The following is a 16303-nucleotide window of genomic DNA, read 5'->3' as shown; positions in this document are numbered from 1 at the left end:
TCTTTTAATATTGTCAAAACTTTCTTATTTTTGTGTATTAATATATTCTAATGAAAAAAACAGTCAATATATTACTCCCGGTTTTAATATTTTTTATGCTTATACAGTGCAGATCAGATGAAAAATCAATAAATAGGGAGCTTACACAAATGGCTGCAGATCTTAATATTTCTGCACCTGTTATGTTAGATCAGTATACTCGTTTCGATAGAGCTGCAGTTAGTGATGACAATGTTTTCAGCTACAATTATACAGTTCTGAATATTTCAAATCCTGATTCTTTAATTCAGGAAGTATCAAATAGTTTGAAAGATGCTATAAGAAAAGAGTTCTCAACAAATCCTCAATTGCAGTTTTTTAGAAAAAACAATGTTGTAATCGAGTATGTTTATAAGGATGAGGATAGTAATATTATCCGTTTGTTAAAAATAAATCCCGAAGATTACCAGTAAAATTATATATTATGAATCACTATTTTTTTATAGATGAAACCGGTAAGCAGAGAGGTACCTTCTCTCCCGTAGAGCTTAGGAGTGAAAACATCAAGAGAGAGACGCTTGTCTGGACACAAGGTATGGAAAACTGGAAACGAGCAGATGAGGTCAGTGAACTGCAATTTATTTTTGAGCATAGTGAGGATGTGCAAAGTAGTATCGATCAACCTGCAGCTCCAGTTACCCGGGGAAATGCACCATTTGATAAAGAGAACAGAAATATTATGCCAAAAACATGGCTGATTGAATCAATACTTGTAACAATCCTTCCATTTATGTTCTGTGGTAGTTTCTTAAGTCTTTTAGGAATTATTGCAATAGTGTATTCTGCTCAGGTTGAGTCGTTCTATAACAGAGGGGATTATACTGCAGCTATGGAGTCATCACGCACAGCCGGAAAATGGACTAAAATCACTTTCTGGATTTTTATTGCATGGGTGATTTTGTTAGCAGTTTCAATGTTGCTGCTTTTTGGAATTCTGGGTTTCAATCTTGCAGGTATGGGAGATTTAATTGATTTATAATAATTTAATTATATATCTAATGGAAGATAATAATAGTGTACCTCCGGTTCAGGATTCTCAATTACCTCCTCCGCCTCCTTTCACATCCAACGCTTTAAATCAGGATGATGAAATACCCCCATTAAAGCCAAGTAACTGGTTGTGGCAGTCAATTGTAGCAACACTTTTTTGTTGTAATGTTTTAGGAATTGTAGGAATCGTGTACGCGGCAAAAGTTGATGTTCTTTACTATAACAAAAAATATACTGAGGCAGAGAAATGTGCAAAGAGCGCTAAAACATGGACTCTGATTGCCTTTGTATTAGGATTGATTTCAATAATTATGTGGATAGTAATGATGTCAACAGGAAATATGCCTTCATATCTTGAAGATATCATTGAAAACAATGCTAGTGGATATAATTTTTAATATACTTTACTACATAAGTGAGTAAAAGATATAAAATAATTTTAGGTGCTGTCATGGTTTTATTACTAATGGCAGCACTTTATCTGTTTTATAACCTTAATCCGGAAACAGAGCCGATATTTCCCAAATGTCCTTTTCTTGTCCTCACCGGATATGAGTGTCCCGGTTGTGGCACACAAAGGGCAATTCACCAGCTATTGCATTTAAATATAGCTTCTGCATTAAAATATAATGCATTTATGGTATTTGCATTACCCTATGTTTTTATGGGCATATATATGGAGCACTTAGGTGGGAAGAAGCGTAACAAACGACTATTCAGAATATTGTTTGGCAGATATTCTGCTGTAGTGATATTGGTTATAATTATCCTTTTTTGGATATTAAGGAACTGTCATTTTTCAATTTTTCCTTAAGGAACCTGCCAGTATACGATTCTTTGCAATCAGATATCTGTTCAGGTGTCCCTGTACACACAATATATCCACCGCCGTTGCCTCCTTCAGGACCTATATCAATAATATGATCAGCACATTTTATAACATCCATATTATGTTCAATTATAATTACGGTATGTCCCCTCTCTAATAGTGAGTTAAAAGCTTTAAGCAGAGTCTTGATATCATGAAAATGCAATCCTGTTGTAGGTTCATCAAATATGAAAACTGTAGGGTAGTCTTTCTCTTCACCCAGGAAGTACGCAAGTTTTACCCTTTGGTTTTCACCACCTGATAAGGTTGATGAGGACTGACCTAATTTAATATATCCTAATCCCACATCCTGAAGCGGCTGGATTTTTTTAGTGATTTTCTTTTCAGTAGCACCTTTTTGATTCCCAAAGAAATCAATTGCCTCATCAACAGTCATCTCGAGTATATCATAAATTGATTTACCTTTATATTCTACTTCTAGTACCTCGGCCGAAAAACGCTTTCCATGACATGTTTCACATTCCAGTTTTATATCAGCCATGAATTGCATCTCAACTGTAATGGTGCCGTCTCCTTTGCACTCTTCGCATCTGCCACCCTCAACATTGAATGAAAAATATGCAGGTGTAAAATTCATCTGTTTAGACAGTGGCATAGATGCATAAAGCTTTCTAATCTCATCAAAAGCTTTGAGGTAGGTAACAGGATTGGAACGAGATGATTTACCAAGAGGATTCTGATCAACATACTCAACAGACTTCACCAATTTCAGGTCGCCACCAATTCCACTAAACTCAGCCCTTTCAAGCGCAGTACCCTTATAGTGATGCTGCAGTGCGTTGTAAAACACATCATTAACAAGTGAGGATTTACCTGAACCGCTAACACCTGTTACTACAGTCATTGCATTTAATGGGAACTTCACATTGATGTTCTTGAGATTATTATGACGCACTCCCTTAACCTCAATATAATTATTCCATTTACGTCTTGCATCCGGGATATCTATATGTTCTTCCCCTGTCAGGTATTTAACTGTATAGCTATCGCTTTTCGCTTTAAGCTCAGATACTTCACCCTGGTATATTACTTCACCACCTAAACGGCCGGCTTTAGGACCAATATCTATTATGTAGTCAGCTGCACGAATTATTTCTTCATCATGTTCAACTACAACAACTGTATTTCCCAGTCTTTGCAGATCCTTCAAAACGTTTATAAGAAGATATGTATCGCGGGAATGGAGTCCGATACTTGGCTCATCCAAAATATATAATGAGCCAACAAGACTACTTCCTAATGATGACACCAGGTTGATACGCTGACTTTCACCTCCCGAAAGTGTGTTTGATAACCTGTTTAATGTCAGATATCCTAACCCAACATTCAATAAAAACTGAATGCGATTATTTATTTCTGTAAGTAATCTTTCAGATATAGCAGCATCTGTTTCATCAAGTGACAGGGATGAGAAAAACTCTCTGAGCTCGGTTATCGGCATCAACACAAGCTCGGTAATTGATTTACCTCCAACCTTTACAAACAGTGCCTCCGGTTTTAGTCGAGTGCCCTTACATACATTACATTCTGTCTTTCCTCTGTATCGAGCCATCATAACACGATTCTGTATTTTATACAGATTCTTTTCCAGCATATCAAAGAAATCATTTATACCATAGATATCATGCTCATGACGACCATTCCAAAGTATATCTTTTTCTTCATCATTCAGATCATAGTATGCCCTGTGAATAGGGAAATCAACCTTGTAAGCATTGTTTACAAAATAGTTCTTCCATTCACTCATTTTATCACCTTTCCAGCATTTTACACACTCTTCCTGTACTGATAAGCTTTTATCAGGAATTACCAGATTTTCGTCAATACCTACAATTTTTCCAAACCCTTCACATTTTGGACATGCACCGGCAGGACTGTTAAAATTGAACATCATCTCTGTTGGTTCCTCAAAAGTAATACCATCAGCCTCGAATCTATTTGAAAACTGAAAAGATTCAATTCCGTTTTCTCCCCAGAAACGTACCAGACACTCACCGTTACCCTCAAGAAATGCAGTCTCAACAGAATCAGACAGGCGATTAACGGTTGACTTGTCAGAAGAGCATGAGAGTCGGTCAATCACAAGAAGTATCTCCTCCTTAGGTGGTAGTTGCTTCTGTTCCAGTAATTCATCAATTCGATAAAACTGTTCACCAACTTCCAGGCGAGTGAACCCCTCTTTCATTAATATCTCCAGCTGCTCACGCAAATCACGGTTGTTTCGCAGCTGGATATGGGTTAAAACAGCCATTCGGGTGCCCTCCCTGAACTGATACATCTTGTCTATAACATCCTGTACATAATGTCTTTTTACCTCTGTACCTGTTACAGGTGATATTGTTTTACCAATTCTGGCATATAGTAATTTAAGGTATTCATATATTTCGGTTGAGGTTCCTACGGTAGATCGGGGATTTCGTGAAGTGGTCTTCTGTTCAATTGCAATTGCCGGTGGAATACCTTTTATATAATCAACCTCAGGCTTGTTCATCCTGCCAAGAAACTGACGAGCGTAAGCCGAGAGACTTTCAACATATCGCCTCTGACCCTCTGCATATAAAGTGTCAAATGCTAGTGATGATTTACCAGAACCTGATAGTCCTGTTATTACAGTGAAGCTATTGCGTGGGATATTCACATCAATATTCTTGAGATTATTGACACGTGCCCCTTTTATTTCGATCTGTTTGTGATTACTCATACCTAGAAAATAGTGACTTAAAACGAAAACGTAACCTGCAAAGGTAATCACTTTAAAGTCTCCAAAAAAGATGCTACTGTCAAATAAATCAAAATATTTTACCTAAATTTGTCCTATTACGATGAATTAAAGTATTAGTATTATACTAAGAAACCCAAAATCAATTTCAATGGTAGAATTACTTTCTCTTGTTCATAACGAGCTTAAATTCCCGATTGATAATCCGGTTTTGATATTTGCTATTCTTTTGTTGATAATACTTTTATCTCCTATACTACTTAAACGTTTTAATGTTCCCAGTATAATAGGTTGGATTATTGCAGGAGTAATAATTGGTCCTTATGGATTAAACTGGATAGATAATAATAATGCCGGTGTAGAGTTGTTTTCTACTATAGGTTTACTCTACATCATGTTTATTGTAGGTCTGGAACTTGATTTTAATGAGTTTATCCAGAACAGGAATAAAAGTCTCACTTTTGGATTTTTCACATTTATTCTTCCAATAATAATCGGATTCCCAATATGTCACTACCTTCTTGGCTATGATGTAAATGCAAGTTTACTCACTGCAAGTATGTTTGCAACACATACATTAGTAGCATATCCTATTGTAAGCCGAATGGGGGTAGCCCGTAATCAGGCAGTAGCAATAACAGTAGGTGGTACTATACTTACAGATACAGCAGTACTAATAATATTGGCCCTCATTTTATCCAACAGTGATGGCGGTCTGGAGATTGGATTCCTAATAAGACTTCTGATTTCACTTGCAGTATTCTCCGTTATCATTTTTATGGTGGTACCAAAAATAGCGAAGTGGTTCTTTAAAAGAGCTGATTCAGAGAAATACTCCAACTTTATATTCGTTCTGTTTATTGTATTTGCTTCCGGTTTTCTTGTTGAGCTTGGTGGCATTGAACCTATTATAGGTGCTTTTGCAGCCGGACTGGCATTAAACAGGTTAATTCCACACTCATCTGCATTGATGAATAGGATTGAATTCTTTGGGAATGCACTTTTCATCCCAATTTTCCTTATTTCGGTCGGTATGTTAGTTGATATGTCTATAGTTTTTGATGGACTTTGGACCATGATTGTTGCTGTTACACTAACAATTGTAGCTTTAGCCGGTAAATGGGTCGCAGCATATGCTACACAAAAATCTTTTCAATATAGTTCTGTTCAGAGAAATATTATATTCGGTCTGAGCAGTTCACACGCAGCCGCAACCCTTGCAATTATACTTGTTGGTTACAGAGCAGAGATATTGGATGAATATATTCTTAACGGAACAATTATACTAATACTTATAACATGTCTGATTGCAACACTGGTTACTCAAAAAGCAGCAAAGAAAATTGCCAGAAGTGAGGAGGATGCACCTTTAACACCTGCTGCAATGGGAGAGTTTGCACAGGAGAAGATACTTGTTCCAATAGCAAACCCATTAAATATTGGTCACCACATTGAGTTAGCTATGTTGCTGAAGGATAAAAAATCGGTCAACTCTATCTCCCTCCTTGGGGTGATGGTGAATAATGAGGAGGTTGAAAAAAATATTGTCAATTTCAGAAAACAGCTTCAGGTATATATCTCCACAGCAACCGCAGCAGAAGTGGACGTGGATATTATTACTACCATAGATCATAATCCAGCTGATGGAATTGCAAGAATTGCAAAAGAAACGATGACCGATCTGGTAATTCTTGGATGGCCGGGAAAGGCAGGTATCTGGGACAAACTGCTTGGGGAGAGAATAGAGCAGATAGTTAAGAATTTAGATAAAAACTTATTTGTTTGTCATCTGGAACAAAATTTAATTACTCATAAAAGGATCGTTGTTCTGTCTCCTCCATTAGCCGAGAAAGAGGATGGCTTTTCATTGTGGGTTAAAAAGATCACCAAGCTCTCAACAGAACTTTCTATTCCAATATTGCTTTTGGGAGATCCACAAACATATAAGGTTATCTCATCACATAAAAAACCAGGAAACATTGTTTTTAAACAATTCACAGATTGGGATAACCCGATGTCTTGCGGAAATGAAATTAAAGAGAATGATTTAATAGTTCTTATCTCAGCACATCAGGGTTATATTTCTCATATCCCGGTCCTGGAGAGTCTGCCAACACGACTAGAGAATCGCTTCCCTAATCACAATAAAATCGTTGTGTATCCAAAACGTAATATAGTTGAGGAACTGCTGGAATCTGATGATTTTATTTTTACTCCATGATAAATGTGAAATAATAAATAATAACTACCTTTTAATATCTTTTCTTAATAGTAATGAATAGAAAATTATTATTTGTCTGCTTGTGTGCAATCACAATCCTTCTTTCTTCCTGTGGTACTTCTAAGAGTACACTTGCTTATCAGTCCGACTCAGCACCTAAAAGAGAGTTTAGGGGAGCATGGATACAAACCGTGGGGCAATCACGTTATAGTCAGATGAACAGTGCTGCTATGAAGCATTATTTATCTGAAATGGTAAGAAAACTTGATGAAGCAGGGGTTAATGCAGTAATATTTCAAATACGTCCCGAAGCAGATGCCTTTTACAAGTCTGATCTTGAACCGTGGAGCAGATTTCTTACAGGGCAGCAGGGTAAAGCTCCTGATGACCCTGAATTTGATCCACTTGCCTTTATAATAGAAGAGTGTCATAAGCGAGGTATGGAACTTCATGCATGGCTTAATCCATACAGGGTAAAGACAAACATCACCAATTCTCTTGCCAATAATCATATTTTTTACAGATATCCTGAGAGATTTGTACAATATGGTAACCAGTTGTTTTTTGATCCGGGTCTTCCCGAAAACAGAACTTTTATTTGTGAAGTGGTTAGAGATATAGTTACACGTTATGATGTAGATGCAATTCATATGGATGACTATTTTTACCCATATCCTATTGCAGGTGAACCTTTCCCTGATGATAAAAGTTTTATGCAGTTTGCTGCCTCTCAAGGTTTCTCCCCATCCCAGAGGAGCGATTGGCGCCGCAACAACGTAAACCTTCTTATTCAGCAGATTAAACTAACAATTGCCGGCACTAAGCCTTGGGTCCGTTTTGGAATCAGTCCTTTTGGAATTTACCGAAATAAGAGAAATGATCCAAACGGTAGTGATACAAATGGGTTGCAAAACTATGATGATCTTTATGCTGATATAAAACTATGGGTTGAGAAGGGATGGATAGATTACAATTTGCCTCAGTTATATTGGGAAATTGGTCACTCTGCAGCTGACTACACAACCTTGCTTAATTGGTGGAGTATAAACAACTTTGGGCAGCATCTCTATATTGGTCAGGATCTTAAAAGGAGTATCGACAGAAATGAGCTTAACACAAAAATAGATCAAACAAGGAGATTGCCAATGGTTCATGGCAACTGCTACTGGTATGGTTATCAGATTCTTGATAATTTTGCCGGTGTTGCAGAAATACTTAAGAATGATATCCATAGTTCAAAGTCATTAATCCCTGCATATACTCATATGCATGATGGCAAACCCAAAAAGGTTAGTAAAATCTCTAATGTTTATACCGAGGATATGCATTTTCTTACCTGGGAGCATAACAGGGACAGTTCAAATCCGGAAACAGCACAGAAATTTGTGATATATCGCTTCCGTGATAAAGAGAAAATAGATATAAACAGAGCAGAAAATATTGTAGATATAACACCGGATAATTTCTTACTACTGCCATATGAGGGAGGAGAAAGCAGATGCACCTATGTGGTAACTGCCTTAGATGCTTTTGGAAATGAGTCAAAAGTCAGAAAAATTAAAGTAAAGCTATAATTATTAATTATATCTTTGCATCGCAGAAATCTGTTAGATGACAAATAGCAGAGTATTATTATAGAATGAAATAAATCAGATGGTAGAGAACGAACAATTTCCCATGATAGCCAAAACTTTGGCAGAGCTTGAAGATGTATTGGCTGAAGAGTTGATCGGGTTAGGTGCAGATAACGTAGTGATAGGTACTCGCATGGTGTCATTTACAGGTGATAATGCCTTGATGTACAAGGCTAATCTGCATTGCCGTACAGCACTGCGTATATTGAAACCTATATATGAGTTTAAGGCAGAAACAGCTGATGAGGTGTATGAAGCAATTAAACAGCTTAACTGGGAAAATTACCTCTCACTCAACTCTACTTTCTCAATTGATGCAGTGGTCTTTTCTCATATCTTTAATCATTCAAAGTTTGTAGCATACAGGGTAAAGGATGCTATAGCCGACTGGTTCATGGAGAGATATGAAAAGCGGCCTTCAGTGAGTTTGACAAACCCTGATGTTATGTTGAATATACATGTATCACATAACAAATGTACACTTTCACTGGATAGCTCCGGAGAATCTCTGCATAAACGTGGTTATCGAATCGCACAGACTGAGGCGCCCCTAAGCGAGGTGCTTGCAGCCGGAATGATTCTTAAATCCGGCTGGAGAGGTGAAAGTGCATTCATCGACCCAATGTGTGGATCTGGTACAATTTTAATTGAGGCGGCAATGATTGCTTTGGGTATTCCTCCCGGAATTCACCGTCCAAGTTTTGCATTTGAGAAATGGAGCGACTTTGATAAAGATCTTTTTAGTGAGATATATAATGATGATTCCGGCAACAGAGAGATGAAATATCCTATTATTGGATCTGATATCTCATCTAAAGCGATTTCAATTGCAGAGAAGAATATAAGGAATGCTGGTCTCAAGAATTATATCGAATTAAGTGTTAGGCCTTTACAGCAATATACCGAAGCTCCTGCAGAAACAGGAATTATAATAACGAACCCTCCATATGGCGAGCGTATAAAAGTGGATGAGCTGGATGAACTTTACTCAATGATAGGTGAACGATTCAAACATGTTTTTGCAGGCTACAGGGCATATATTCTCAGTTATCGTAAAGAGTCGTTCGATGCAGTCGGATTAAAGCATTCCAGGCGCTTTTTTCTATACAACGGACCACTGGAATGTGAAATGCGGGAGTATGAAATATTCTCAGGAAAGCGAAAAGAGCTCCCAAAGGAAAAAAGAGATCATTCCAGACAAGGTAAAAAAGACAACTATCATAATGAGCGAAACTCAAGAGAGGGATATCGTCGTTCAAGACGCTCTGAAAAGGGGGAGGATGAGCAAGGCAGAACCGACTTCAGCAGTCAGAGAAGAGAAGGCAGTCACGGAAGAGAGGATAAATCCGTAAGAGAAAATAGGCCCTGGAGAGAGGATAGACCAAAAAGGGAAAACAAAACAGGCAGACCCGGAGAGGGAGGCCGTTCATTTGATGCCAGGAGTAAAGACAAACCCGGAAAGAGTAATGGAGAAAAAAGAGGCTCCTTTTCTGGCAGAAGCTCCAGATCTGATTCAGGCAAGAGTCCCCGATCCTTTAAACCTAAGAAAAAAGATTAAAGGAAAATAGTTCATTTTATAGCTCTATATTTAATTCAGCAAGTTTTTTCAACGATTTACGGTCAATCTTGCCATTGCCAGTCATAGGTATTGACTCCACATTGATTATATACAGAGGCTGCTGATATCGAGGCAGTATTTTATTTACATACTCTTCTGCCTGATATTTATCATCAATATTATCAACAATCAGTACAACTGCTTCACCTAATTTAGTGTGAGGTACAGAACTGATTGCATAGTTACCTTTTAGATACGGTTGAAGGGTATCTTCAACCTCTTCAGCCTGAACCTTTATCCCGCCAGTGTTGATTATATTGTCAACTCTGCCTATAACCCTGAAGGTGGCGTCATCCCGAAGTTCAACAATGTCATTAGTTACAATAGGAGCATCAGATATTTTTGGTGCATCAATAATAAGTGTACTGTTGTCGGACAACTTCAGATTCACTCCCGAAAGTGGGGTGTAGAAATCTGATACACCCTCTCCATTTATCTTTCTAATAGCAATGTGTGATAATGTTTCTGTCATGCCATAAGTAGAAAAGAGAGAGTTGGGAAGTAACTTTAAATCCTCTTCCAGTTCTTTATCAATAGCACCGCCACCAATTATTATATTGCTAATCTGACTTAGTCGTATTCTCTCTTTCTCAGAATTAAGTGAGTTATATACCTGTAAAGGAACCATTGCTGCAAAATCAAATGATGATGATACCTCTCTCAAAGGGTTACCGTTTGGTGTTACAGGATATATATCCATACCGCAGTAGATTGCACGCACAAGCATCATCTTACCTGCAATATATTCAGTAGAAAGACAGAGCAGAGCCCTGTCATTCTCTTTCAGCTTAAAGTATTCACAGGTCATAGCAGCACTTTCAATCATTTTTTGTTTGTCTACTATGATCTCTTTGGGTTTTCCTGTTGATCCTGAAGTAAAAAGCTTTATTCTATTATCCAAAGAAAACCACTCATTCAGGAAAGTGTATATCTGCTCAAGGAAACCTGAGCTTTTAAAGTAGAGTGGCATCTCTGCTCCCATGAAATCTTCCCTGTAAAAAATCTTCCCTGAGATCTTAATCTTATCCATTTATAATTTTATTTATTCCGGGGAAACTTCCTTCCGGATCAAACCATAAATATTCTCCCTTAATTTCTAATGGCAAAGGTGTATTGTTCAAGTATAAAGATCCTGTCCCCAATCCTTGTGGTATGCTGATGTTGAGTGTTGAGCACCATTGAGATATTGAATTAAGTCCGATATTTGATTCCAATGCTGAAGTTATCCAATAACCTATTCCAAGCTCTTCAGCAATGGAAATCCACTCTTCACAACCGCTTATGCCTCCATGCAGAGAGGGTTTAAGGATAATATATTGCGGATTGATAGTGGTAAGTAAACTCTTTTTCTCCACATAGCTGTTTATTCCAATTAGCTCTTCGTCCAATGCAATAGGGATTAAAGAATTCCGGCACAGGTAAGACATCTCTTTCTGAAGTCCTGCCTTTATAGGCTGTTCAATTGAATGAATATTCAATTCGGCGAGTTGATTTAACTTGACTAATACATCATGATAACTGAATCCTCCGTTTGCATCAACTCTAAGTTCCAGTTCTTCAGGGGTGAATTGTTGACGTATATACTTTAACAACTCAATCTCCTTATTGAAATCAATAGCTCCTATTTTCAGTTTTATACATCTGAATCCTTTTTCTAAAGCAGCTTCTATTCTGCTCTTCATCTCAGAGAAGTCACCCATCCAGATTAGACCATTTATTTTTATTCCCTCTTCTCCTCTGCTGAAACGTGTATCCCAGAGCTGCCATGATTGCTGCTGATAATGACGCATAGCTGTTTCCAGACCAAAAAGAATGGAGGGGTAGTTTTTAAGGCTGGCTGAGTCGACTAACTGTTTTTCTTCAACTGTCTTGCAAAACGATTTCAGCTGCTGTTCATACTCATCACTGTAATCGCAGCTTAAATCGGGTAGTGGAGCACATTCACCTATACCAATGTGTGATGGGTTGTTACAGTTTTTAAAAATAATGTACCATACCTTATGATCAATATAAACCCCACGCGAAGTGCCGGCAGGGTTTTTAAACTTTAATGTATATGGTACAATTTCTATTTTAAACATTACTGATTTACATACAGTATTATAACTATTGATCAGGGTAGTTTAGGGAATTTCTTAAAATCAGGATCACGTTTCTCCAAAAAGGCCTGTTTCCCTTCCTGAGCCTCTTCGGTAAGGTAATAGAGCATAGTTGCATCACCTGCTAGTTCCTGAATTCCTGCTTGTCCGTCCAATTCTGCATTCAATCCTGCTTTTATCATACGTAGTGCAAGGGGACTGTGCTTCATCATTGCTTCAGCCCACTCAACAACCTCATCTTCAAGTTTGTCAAAAGGAACAACTTTGTTTACCAGACCCATGTCAAGGGCTTCCTGTGCAGAGTACTGGCGACAGAGGAACCAAATTTCCCTGGCTTTCTTCTGACCTACAATACGTGCCAGATAGGATGATCCGAAACCTGCATCGAAACTTCCAACTCTGGGGCCGGTCTGACCAAATATTGCATTTTCTGAAGCGATTGTAAGATCACATACAACATGCAAGACATGTCCTCCTCCAATTGCATATCCATTTACCATTGCAATTACCGGTTTAGGTATGGATCTTATCTGTTTCTGAACATCCAGAACATTTAAGCGAGGAACGCCATCTTTACCAATATATCCTCCCTTGCCTTTCACATTCTGATCCCCACCGGAGCAAAATGCTTTGTCGCCCGCACCTGTTAGAACAACAACACTAACCTCTTCCATTTCGCGGCAAATGCGAAGTGCATCACTCATTTCCCCTGTAGTTGTTGGAGTAAAAGCATTACGGTATCTGGGACGGTTAATAGTTATACGGGCAATACCGTTGTAAAAGTCAAACAGAATATCTTCATATTCCTTTATTTTTGTCCAATTCCTTGTTGTCATAATTTACTGTTTTCCTGTTGTTGATAATATGATTTTATCTCTAAACTGTTCTTCTCAATAGTAGTAAAAACCTCCAGAATTACAGGAGATTTACTCTCAGGAGCAAGTAGTTTTAAAATCTGTTTTTGTAACTCATCTGAGTTATTTGCTGATAAATATATAAAACCTTGCTGCTCTGCCCAGCTTTTCACAGATGTGTTGTGGGCCGCAGTAATATAATCATTTAAAGCTTCTGAATTATTTAATCCGGGCAGAGTGTCAAATATTCCACCCCCACCATTATTATTTATCATAATTCTTAAATTGGGAGATATATAACGATTCCATATCCCATTAATATCATAAAAGAAGCTTAAGTCACCCGTAAGCAATACTGTCATACTGTTAACTGCTGCAGAATATCCAACAGCTGTTGACAGTGAACCTTCAATTCCATTTGTGCCACGATTGCTGAAACATTTAGTACCTGCAGGCAGATTAAATAGTTGAGCCAGATAGACGGAGTGACTGTTTGCAAGCTGCAGTGATACATTTTCAGGCAGCGAGTTCAGAAGTAATCCTGTTGCATACAGATCTGAATATTCAGCATCCGGTTCTGAAAAAACAGAACATCTATCTTTCCATAAATTCTTATATGCCGGGGATATTGATGAGGCATCTGTTCCCCCTGAAATATGTCTTAAGAATGTTTCATTATCACTTGTAATAATATCTGTGACACTCATATATGTGTCTATAACCTCTCCAGATGGTGATATATGCCAATGCTCAATAACCTTAGCTTTGCGAATAAAATTTTTCAATCTCTTGGAAACCGTATGTCCTCCAATTGTAATCAGAAGTTCAGGTGATAAATCAAGCATTTCCTGCTCAGTAGATGTCCTTAACAACACTTCATAAGCTCTGTTTTCCCTGTCAGAAATATTTGAGAGATGATCTGACAGTACAACCACATTATACTTAGAGCTTAATTCATTAAGAATACCCGAAATATTGTTGTCAGGAGGAAGCTGTCCAACAATTATCATCTTTTTGTCAAAGCTCAAAAATCGTTCTCTGTAATTATCCTGATCTGATATTTTGAACTCCTGAGAAGACTTGCGAATCACCCTTGTATCCGGAAGTGATTCTACATTAAAATTAAATAGTGGCTCTTCTAACTGAATATTGATGTGTGAAGGACCCTTTCTTCTGTTATCCAGATTTAAAATAGCTTCATTAATCAACCTGTTGCAATACCATAAGTCACTACTGTTTCTTACAACAGGCAGCTGCACAGAACAGTTTACCAATTTACCAAAAACAGCGATCTGAGGTATTGTCTGCCCATCCATCTGACCTATCCACTCCTGAGGCCTGTCAGCACTCAATACAAGCAGAGGCAGCTCCTGATAATATGCTTCAGCTACAGCAGGAGCCAGGTTAAGAGTAGCAGTGCCAGAAGTGCAGCAAACAGCTGCTGGTTTGCCTGTAGCCTGTATAATTCCCAGTGCAAAAAAACCGGCACTACGTTCATCTACAATGCTATAGCAAGTAAAGTCAGCATCATTTGCAAATGAATGAATTAGTGGAGAGTTTCTTGAACCGGGAGACAGCACTACCTGAGTTATATCGTGTGCTTTTAATAAAGCAACAAGTTCCAAAACACTTTTTTTATCTGAATACATCTGTAAGCCTTAATTAACAAATACTAGCCATTGTTTTAAGTTTTTGCTCCGTCTCCTTCCACTCATCTCTGCTGTTTGAGGAGGTAACTAATCCACTTCCGGCAAACAAAGTAAGCAAACTTTTCCCTATTTCCATGCATCTTAGGTTTACATATAAGTTTGTATCAGAGCTTTTGTTCATCATCCCTATAAATCCGGTGTAATATCGGCGATCATATCCTTCATACATGTCAATATATCCGAATGCCTCCTCTTTGGGCAACCCTGAAACTGCAGGTGTTGGATGAAGTGATTTTATAAGCTTCCCCAGACCAACATTCTCAGGTAAAGTAAAATCAAGGTCGGTTTTCAAATGCGCAAGATTAGCAGCTTTTGTGGTATATGGACCATTTATCTCGGGTTTTATATTAAAGGATGAAAGCTGATTCAGAAGATATGATGTTACCAGATGCTGCTCTCTCAGGTTTTTATCATCCCACGATATTTTTTCTTTTACCTGATACTGAGTTCCTGCAAGTGCTACAGTATGCCATGAGTTACCCCTGCCTGAGAGCAGAATCTCCGGTGTACTTCCCAGCCATGTTCCGCTTATCGGAGTGTGGAAAAGAAACACGTAGGAATTTTTATATTTTTCCATTGCCTTGTAAAAACTTGCTCCGGGAGAAAAGTTTCTGTTTCTGGCAAATGACTTACTACGAGATAGTACCACCTTTTTTAAAGTCCCATCTTTCAATGGCATATAAAACAGGTCGAACAGTCTGTTATAATCGTTTCTGTTAATGTTGTCAAGCTTGAATCTTTCTGATCCGACTCCAGGATTTTGTCTGTCGGGAATTACCGCATCATTTAAGTTAGTACAATCAGGTCTTATAATAAGAACAGGTGTTTCTTTTTTTATCTTGTAAGGAGCTATAACAAACCCTCTGTTTTCTTCTAACTCTTCTATATCATAGAAATGTTTTATCTCACCATTATTCTGCATTACAAACTTTGGCGATGACTCGTTAGGCAGCCTGTAAATTGCAAAACAGGCATCGTTTTCTATAAGTGAATCTAATTTTTGGTAACTGTTCTTTAAGGTCATTTTATTTTAGTATGGTGTTTAAAACCCTTACAGATGAAACTAATCTACCACCCGAAGTGGTAATATCTATATTCCATAAATGGGTAGTTTTGCCTAAATGTAATATTGTTCCGGTGGCATGAACAGTATCTCCCTCTTTTACTGCAGATAAATGATTACAGCTCACCTGTGTACCTGCAGGCTTTTCATCCTGAGTGCATAAAAAAAGTGAACCCTGGCCTGCAACAGATTCTGCCAGTGCAATAGTTGCACCTCCATGCAATATACCAAATGGCTGACATACACTTTTAGTGACGGGCATAACAGCCTCTACTTTTCCACTGGACAGATGTGTGAATGTAATTCCCAGTGTCTCCATCAAATTATTAGTTTCGCTCATACCGAGTTGAATTATAGCTGCAAAAATAGTTATAACATCGGTAAAACGAAATAATGAGCTGAATGTTCTTTACTCTATAAAATAATAGAAATTACTCAATAAACAGTATCTCTGTTTTTGGTGAAATA

Annotated in this window: 14 protein-coding genes; 7 read left to right on the top strand and 7 right to left on the bottom strand. The window is 37.8% G+C overall.

Features of this window, described 5'->3' with window-relative positions; genetic code table 11:
* The first annotated feature begins 50 nt into the window (after positions 1-50).
* Genes PHO43_RS07230 through PHO43_RS07215 form a run of 4 tightly spaced genes read left to right on the top strand, consistent with a single transcriptional unit; the run spans position 51 to position 1843 of the window.
* Positions 51-452 carry a DUF8479 domain-containing protein gene (locus PHO43_RS07230; protein WP_045090313.1) on the top strand — a complete coding sequence of 134 codons (402 nt, stop codon included), beginning with the start codon at positions 51-53 and terminating at the stop codon, positions 450-452.
* A gap of 11 nt (positions 453-463) precedes the next feature.
* Positions 464-1018, top strand: a complete 555-nt coding sequence (locus PHO43_RS07225; RefSeq protein ID WP_052673216.1) for a CD225/dispanin family protein — start codon at positions 464-466, stop codon at positions 1016-1018.
* 19 nt (positions 1019-1037) lie between these two features.
* Complete coding sequence (locus tag PHO43_RS07220; RefSeq protein WP_052673215.1) at positions 1038-1427, top strand: CD225/dispanin family protein; 390 nt, start codon at positions 1038-1040, stop codon at positions 1425-1427.
* Between the two features lie 53 nt (positions 1428-1480).
* The gene (locus PHO43_RS07215; RefSeq protein WP_288009525.1) at positions 1481-1843 is read left to right on the top strand and encodes a DUF2752 domain-containing protein; all 363 of its coding nucleotides are present in this window, start codon (positions 1481-1483) and stop codon (positions 1841-1843) included.
* Here PHO43_RS07215 and uvrA read toward each other — a convergent pair.
* Positions 1794-4619, bottom strand: coding sequence for an excinuclease ABC subunit UvrA (uvrA, locus tag PHO43_RS07210; RefSeq protein ID WP_288011754.1), 2826 nt, complete (start codon positions 4617-4619; stop codon positions 1794-1796). The genes PHO43_RS07215 and uvrA overlap by 50 nt on opposite strands.
* A 169-nt stretch (positions 4620-4788) precedes the next feature.
* On the opposite strand from uvrA, the gene PHO43_RS07205 reads away from it, so the two are divergent.
* From PHO43_RS07205 to PHO43_RS07195, 3 genes are all read left to right on the top strand, one after another.
* Positions 4789-6858: a cation:proton antiporter gene (locus PHO43_RS07205; protein ID WP_288011752.1), complete on the top strand. Its 2070-nt coding sequence runs from the start codon at positions 4789-4791 to the stop codon at positions 6856-6858.
* Positions 6859-6911: 53 nt separating this feature from the next.
* Positions 6912-8432, top strand: a complete 1521-nt coding sequence (locus PHO43_RS07200) for a glycoside hydrolase family 10-like protein (RefSeq protein ID WP_053825876.1) — start codon at positions 6912-6914, stop codon at positions 8430-8432.
* 79 nt (positions 8433-8511) lie between these two features.
* Positions 8512-10050: a THUMP domain-containing class I SAM-dependent RNA methyltransferase gene (locus tag PHO43_RS07195; protein WP_288009516.1), complete on the top strand. Its 1539-nt coding sequence runs from the start codon at positions 8512-8514 to the stop codon at positions 10048-10050.
* A 16-nt stretch (positions 10051-10066) separates the two neighbouring features.
* On the opposite strand, the gene PHO43_RS07190 is transcribed toward PHO43_RS07195, so the two are convergent.
* Genes PHO43_RS07190 through PHO43_RS07165 form a run of 6 tightly spaced genes read right to left on the bottom strand, consistent with a single transcriptional unit; the run spans position 10067 to position 16175 of the window.
* Positions 10067-11140, bottom strand: coding sequence for an AMP-binding protein (locus PHO43_RS07190; protein ID WP_288011749.1), 1074 nt, complete (start codon positions 11138-11140; stop codon positions 10067-10069).
* Positions 11133-12191: an o-succinylbenzoate synthase gene (locus PHO43_RS07185; RefSeq protein WP_045090309.1), complete on the bottom strand. Its 1059-nt coding sequence runs from the start codon at positions 12189-12191 to the stop codon at positions 11133-11135. The genes PHO43_RS07190 and PHO43_RS07185 overlap by 8 nt, the downstream gene beginning before the upstream one ends.
* Before the next feature lie 32 nt (positions 12192-12223).
* Entirely contained in the window at positions 12224-13045 is an 822-nt protein-coding gene (menB, locus tag PHO43_RS07180) for a 1,4-dihydroxy-2-naphthoyl-CoA synthase (protein ID WP_045090308.1), read from the bottom strand.
* Positions 13042-14712, bottom strand: coding sequence for a 2-succinyl-5-enolpyruvyl-6-hydroxy-3-cyclohexene-1-carboxylic-acid synthase (gene menD / locus PHO43_RS07175; RefSeq protein ID WP_288011747.1), 1671 nt, complete (start codon positions 14710-14712; stop codon positions 13042-13044). Before menD ends, menB begins: the two co-directional genes overlap by 4 nt.
* 13 nt (positions 14713-14725) lie before the next feature.
* Complete coding sequence (locus PHO43_RS07170) at positions 14726-15796, bottom strand: isochorismate synthase (protein WP_045090306.1); 1071 nt, start codon at positions 15794-15796, stop codon at positions 14726-14728.
* 1 nt (position 15797) lies between these two features.
* A complete protein-coding gene (locus PHO43_RS07165) occupies positions 15798-16175 on the bottom strand; it encodes a PaaI family thioesterase (RefSeq protein WP_074010688.1) in 378 nt (125 codons plus the stop codon).
* Positions 16176-16303: the final 128 nt, after the last annotated feature.

The sequence above is a fragment of the Lascolabacillus sp. genome, from assembly GCF_028696275.1.
Classification (GTDB): Bacteria; Bacteroidota; Bacteroidia; order Bacteroidales; family Dysgonomonadaceae; genus Proteiniphilum; species Proteiniphilum massiliensis.
Note: the sequence above shows the minus strand (reverse complement) of the source record. Positions and strands in the feature narration are given on the sequence as shown.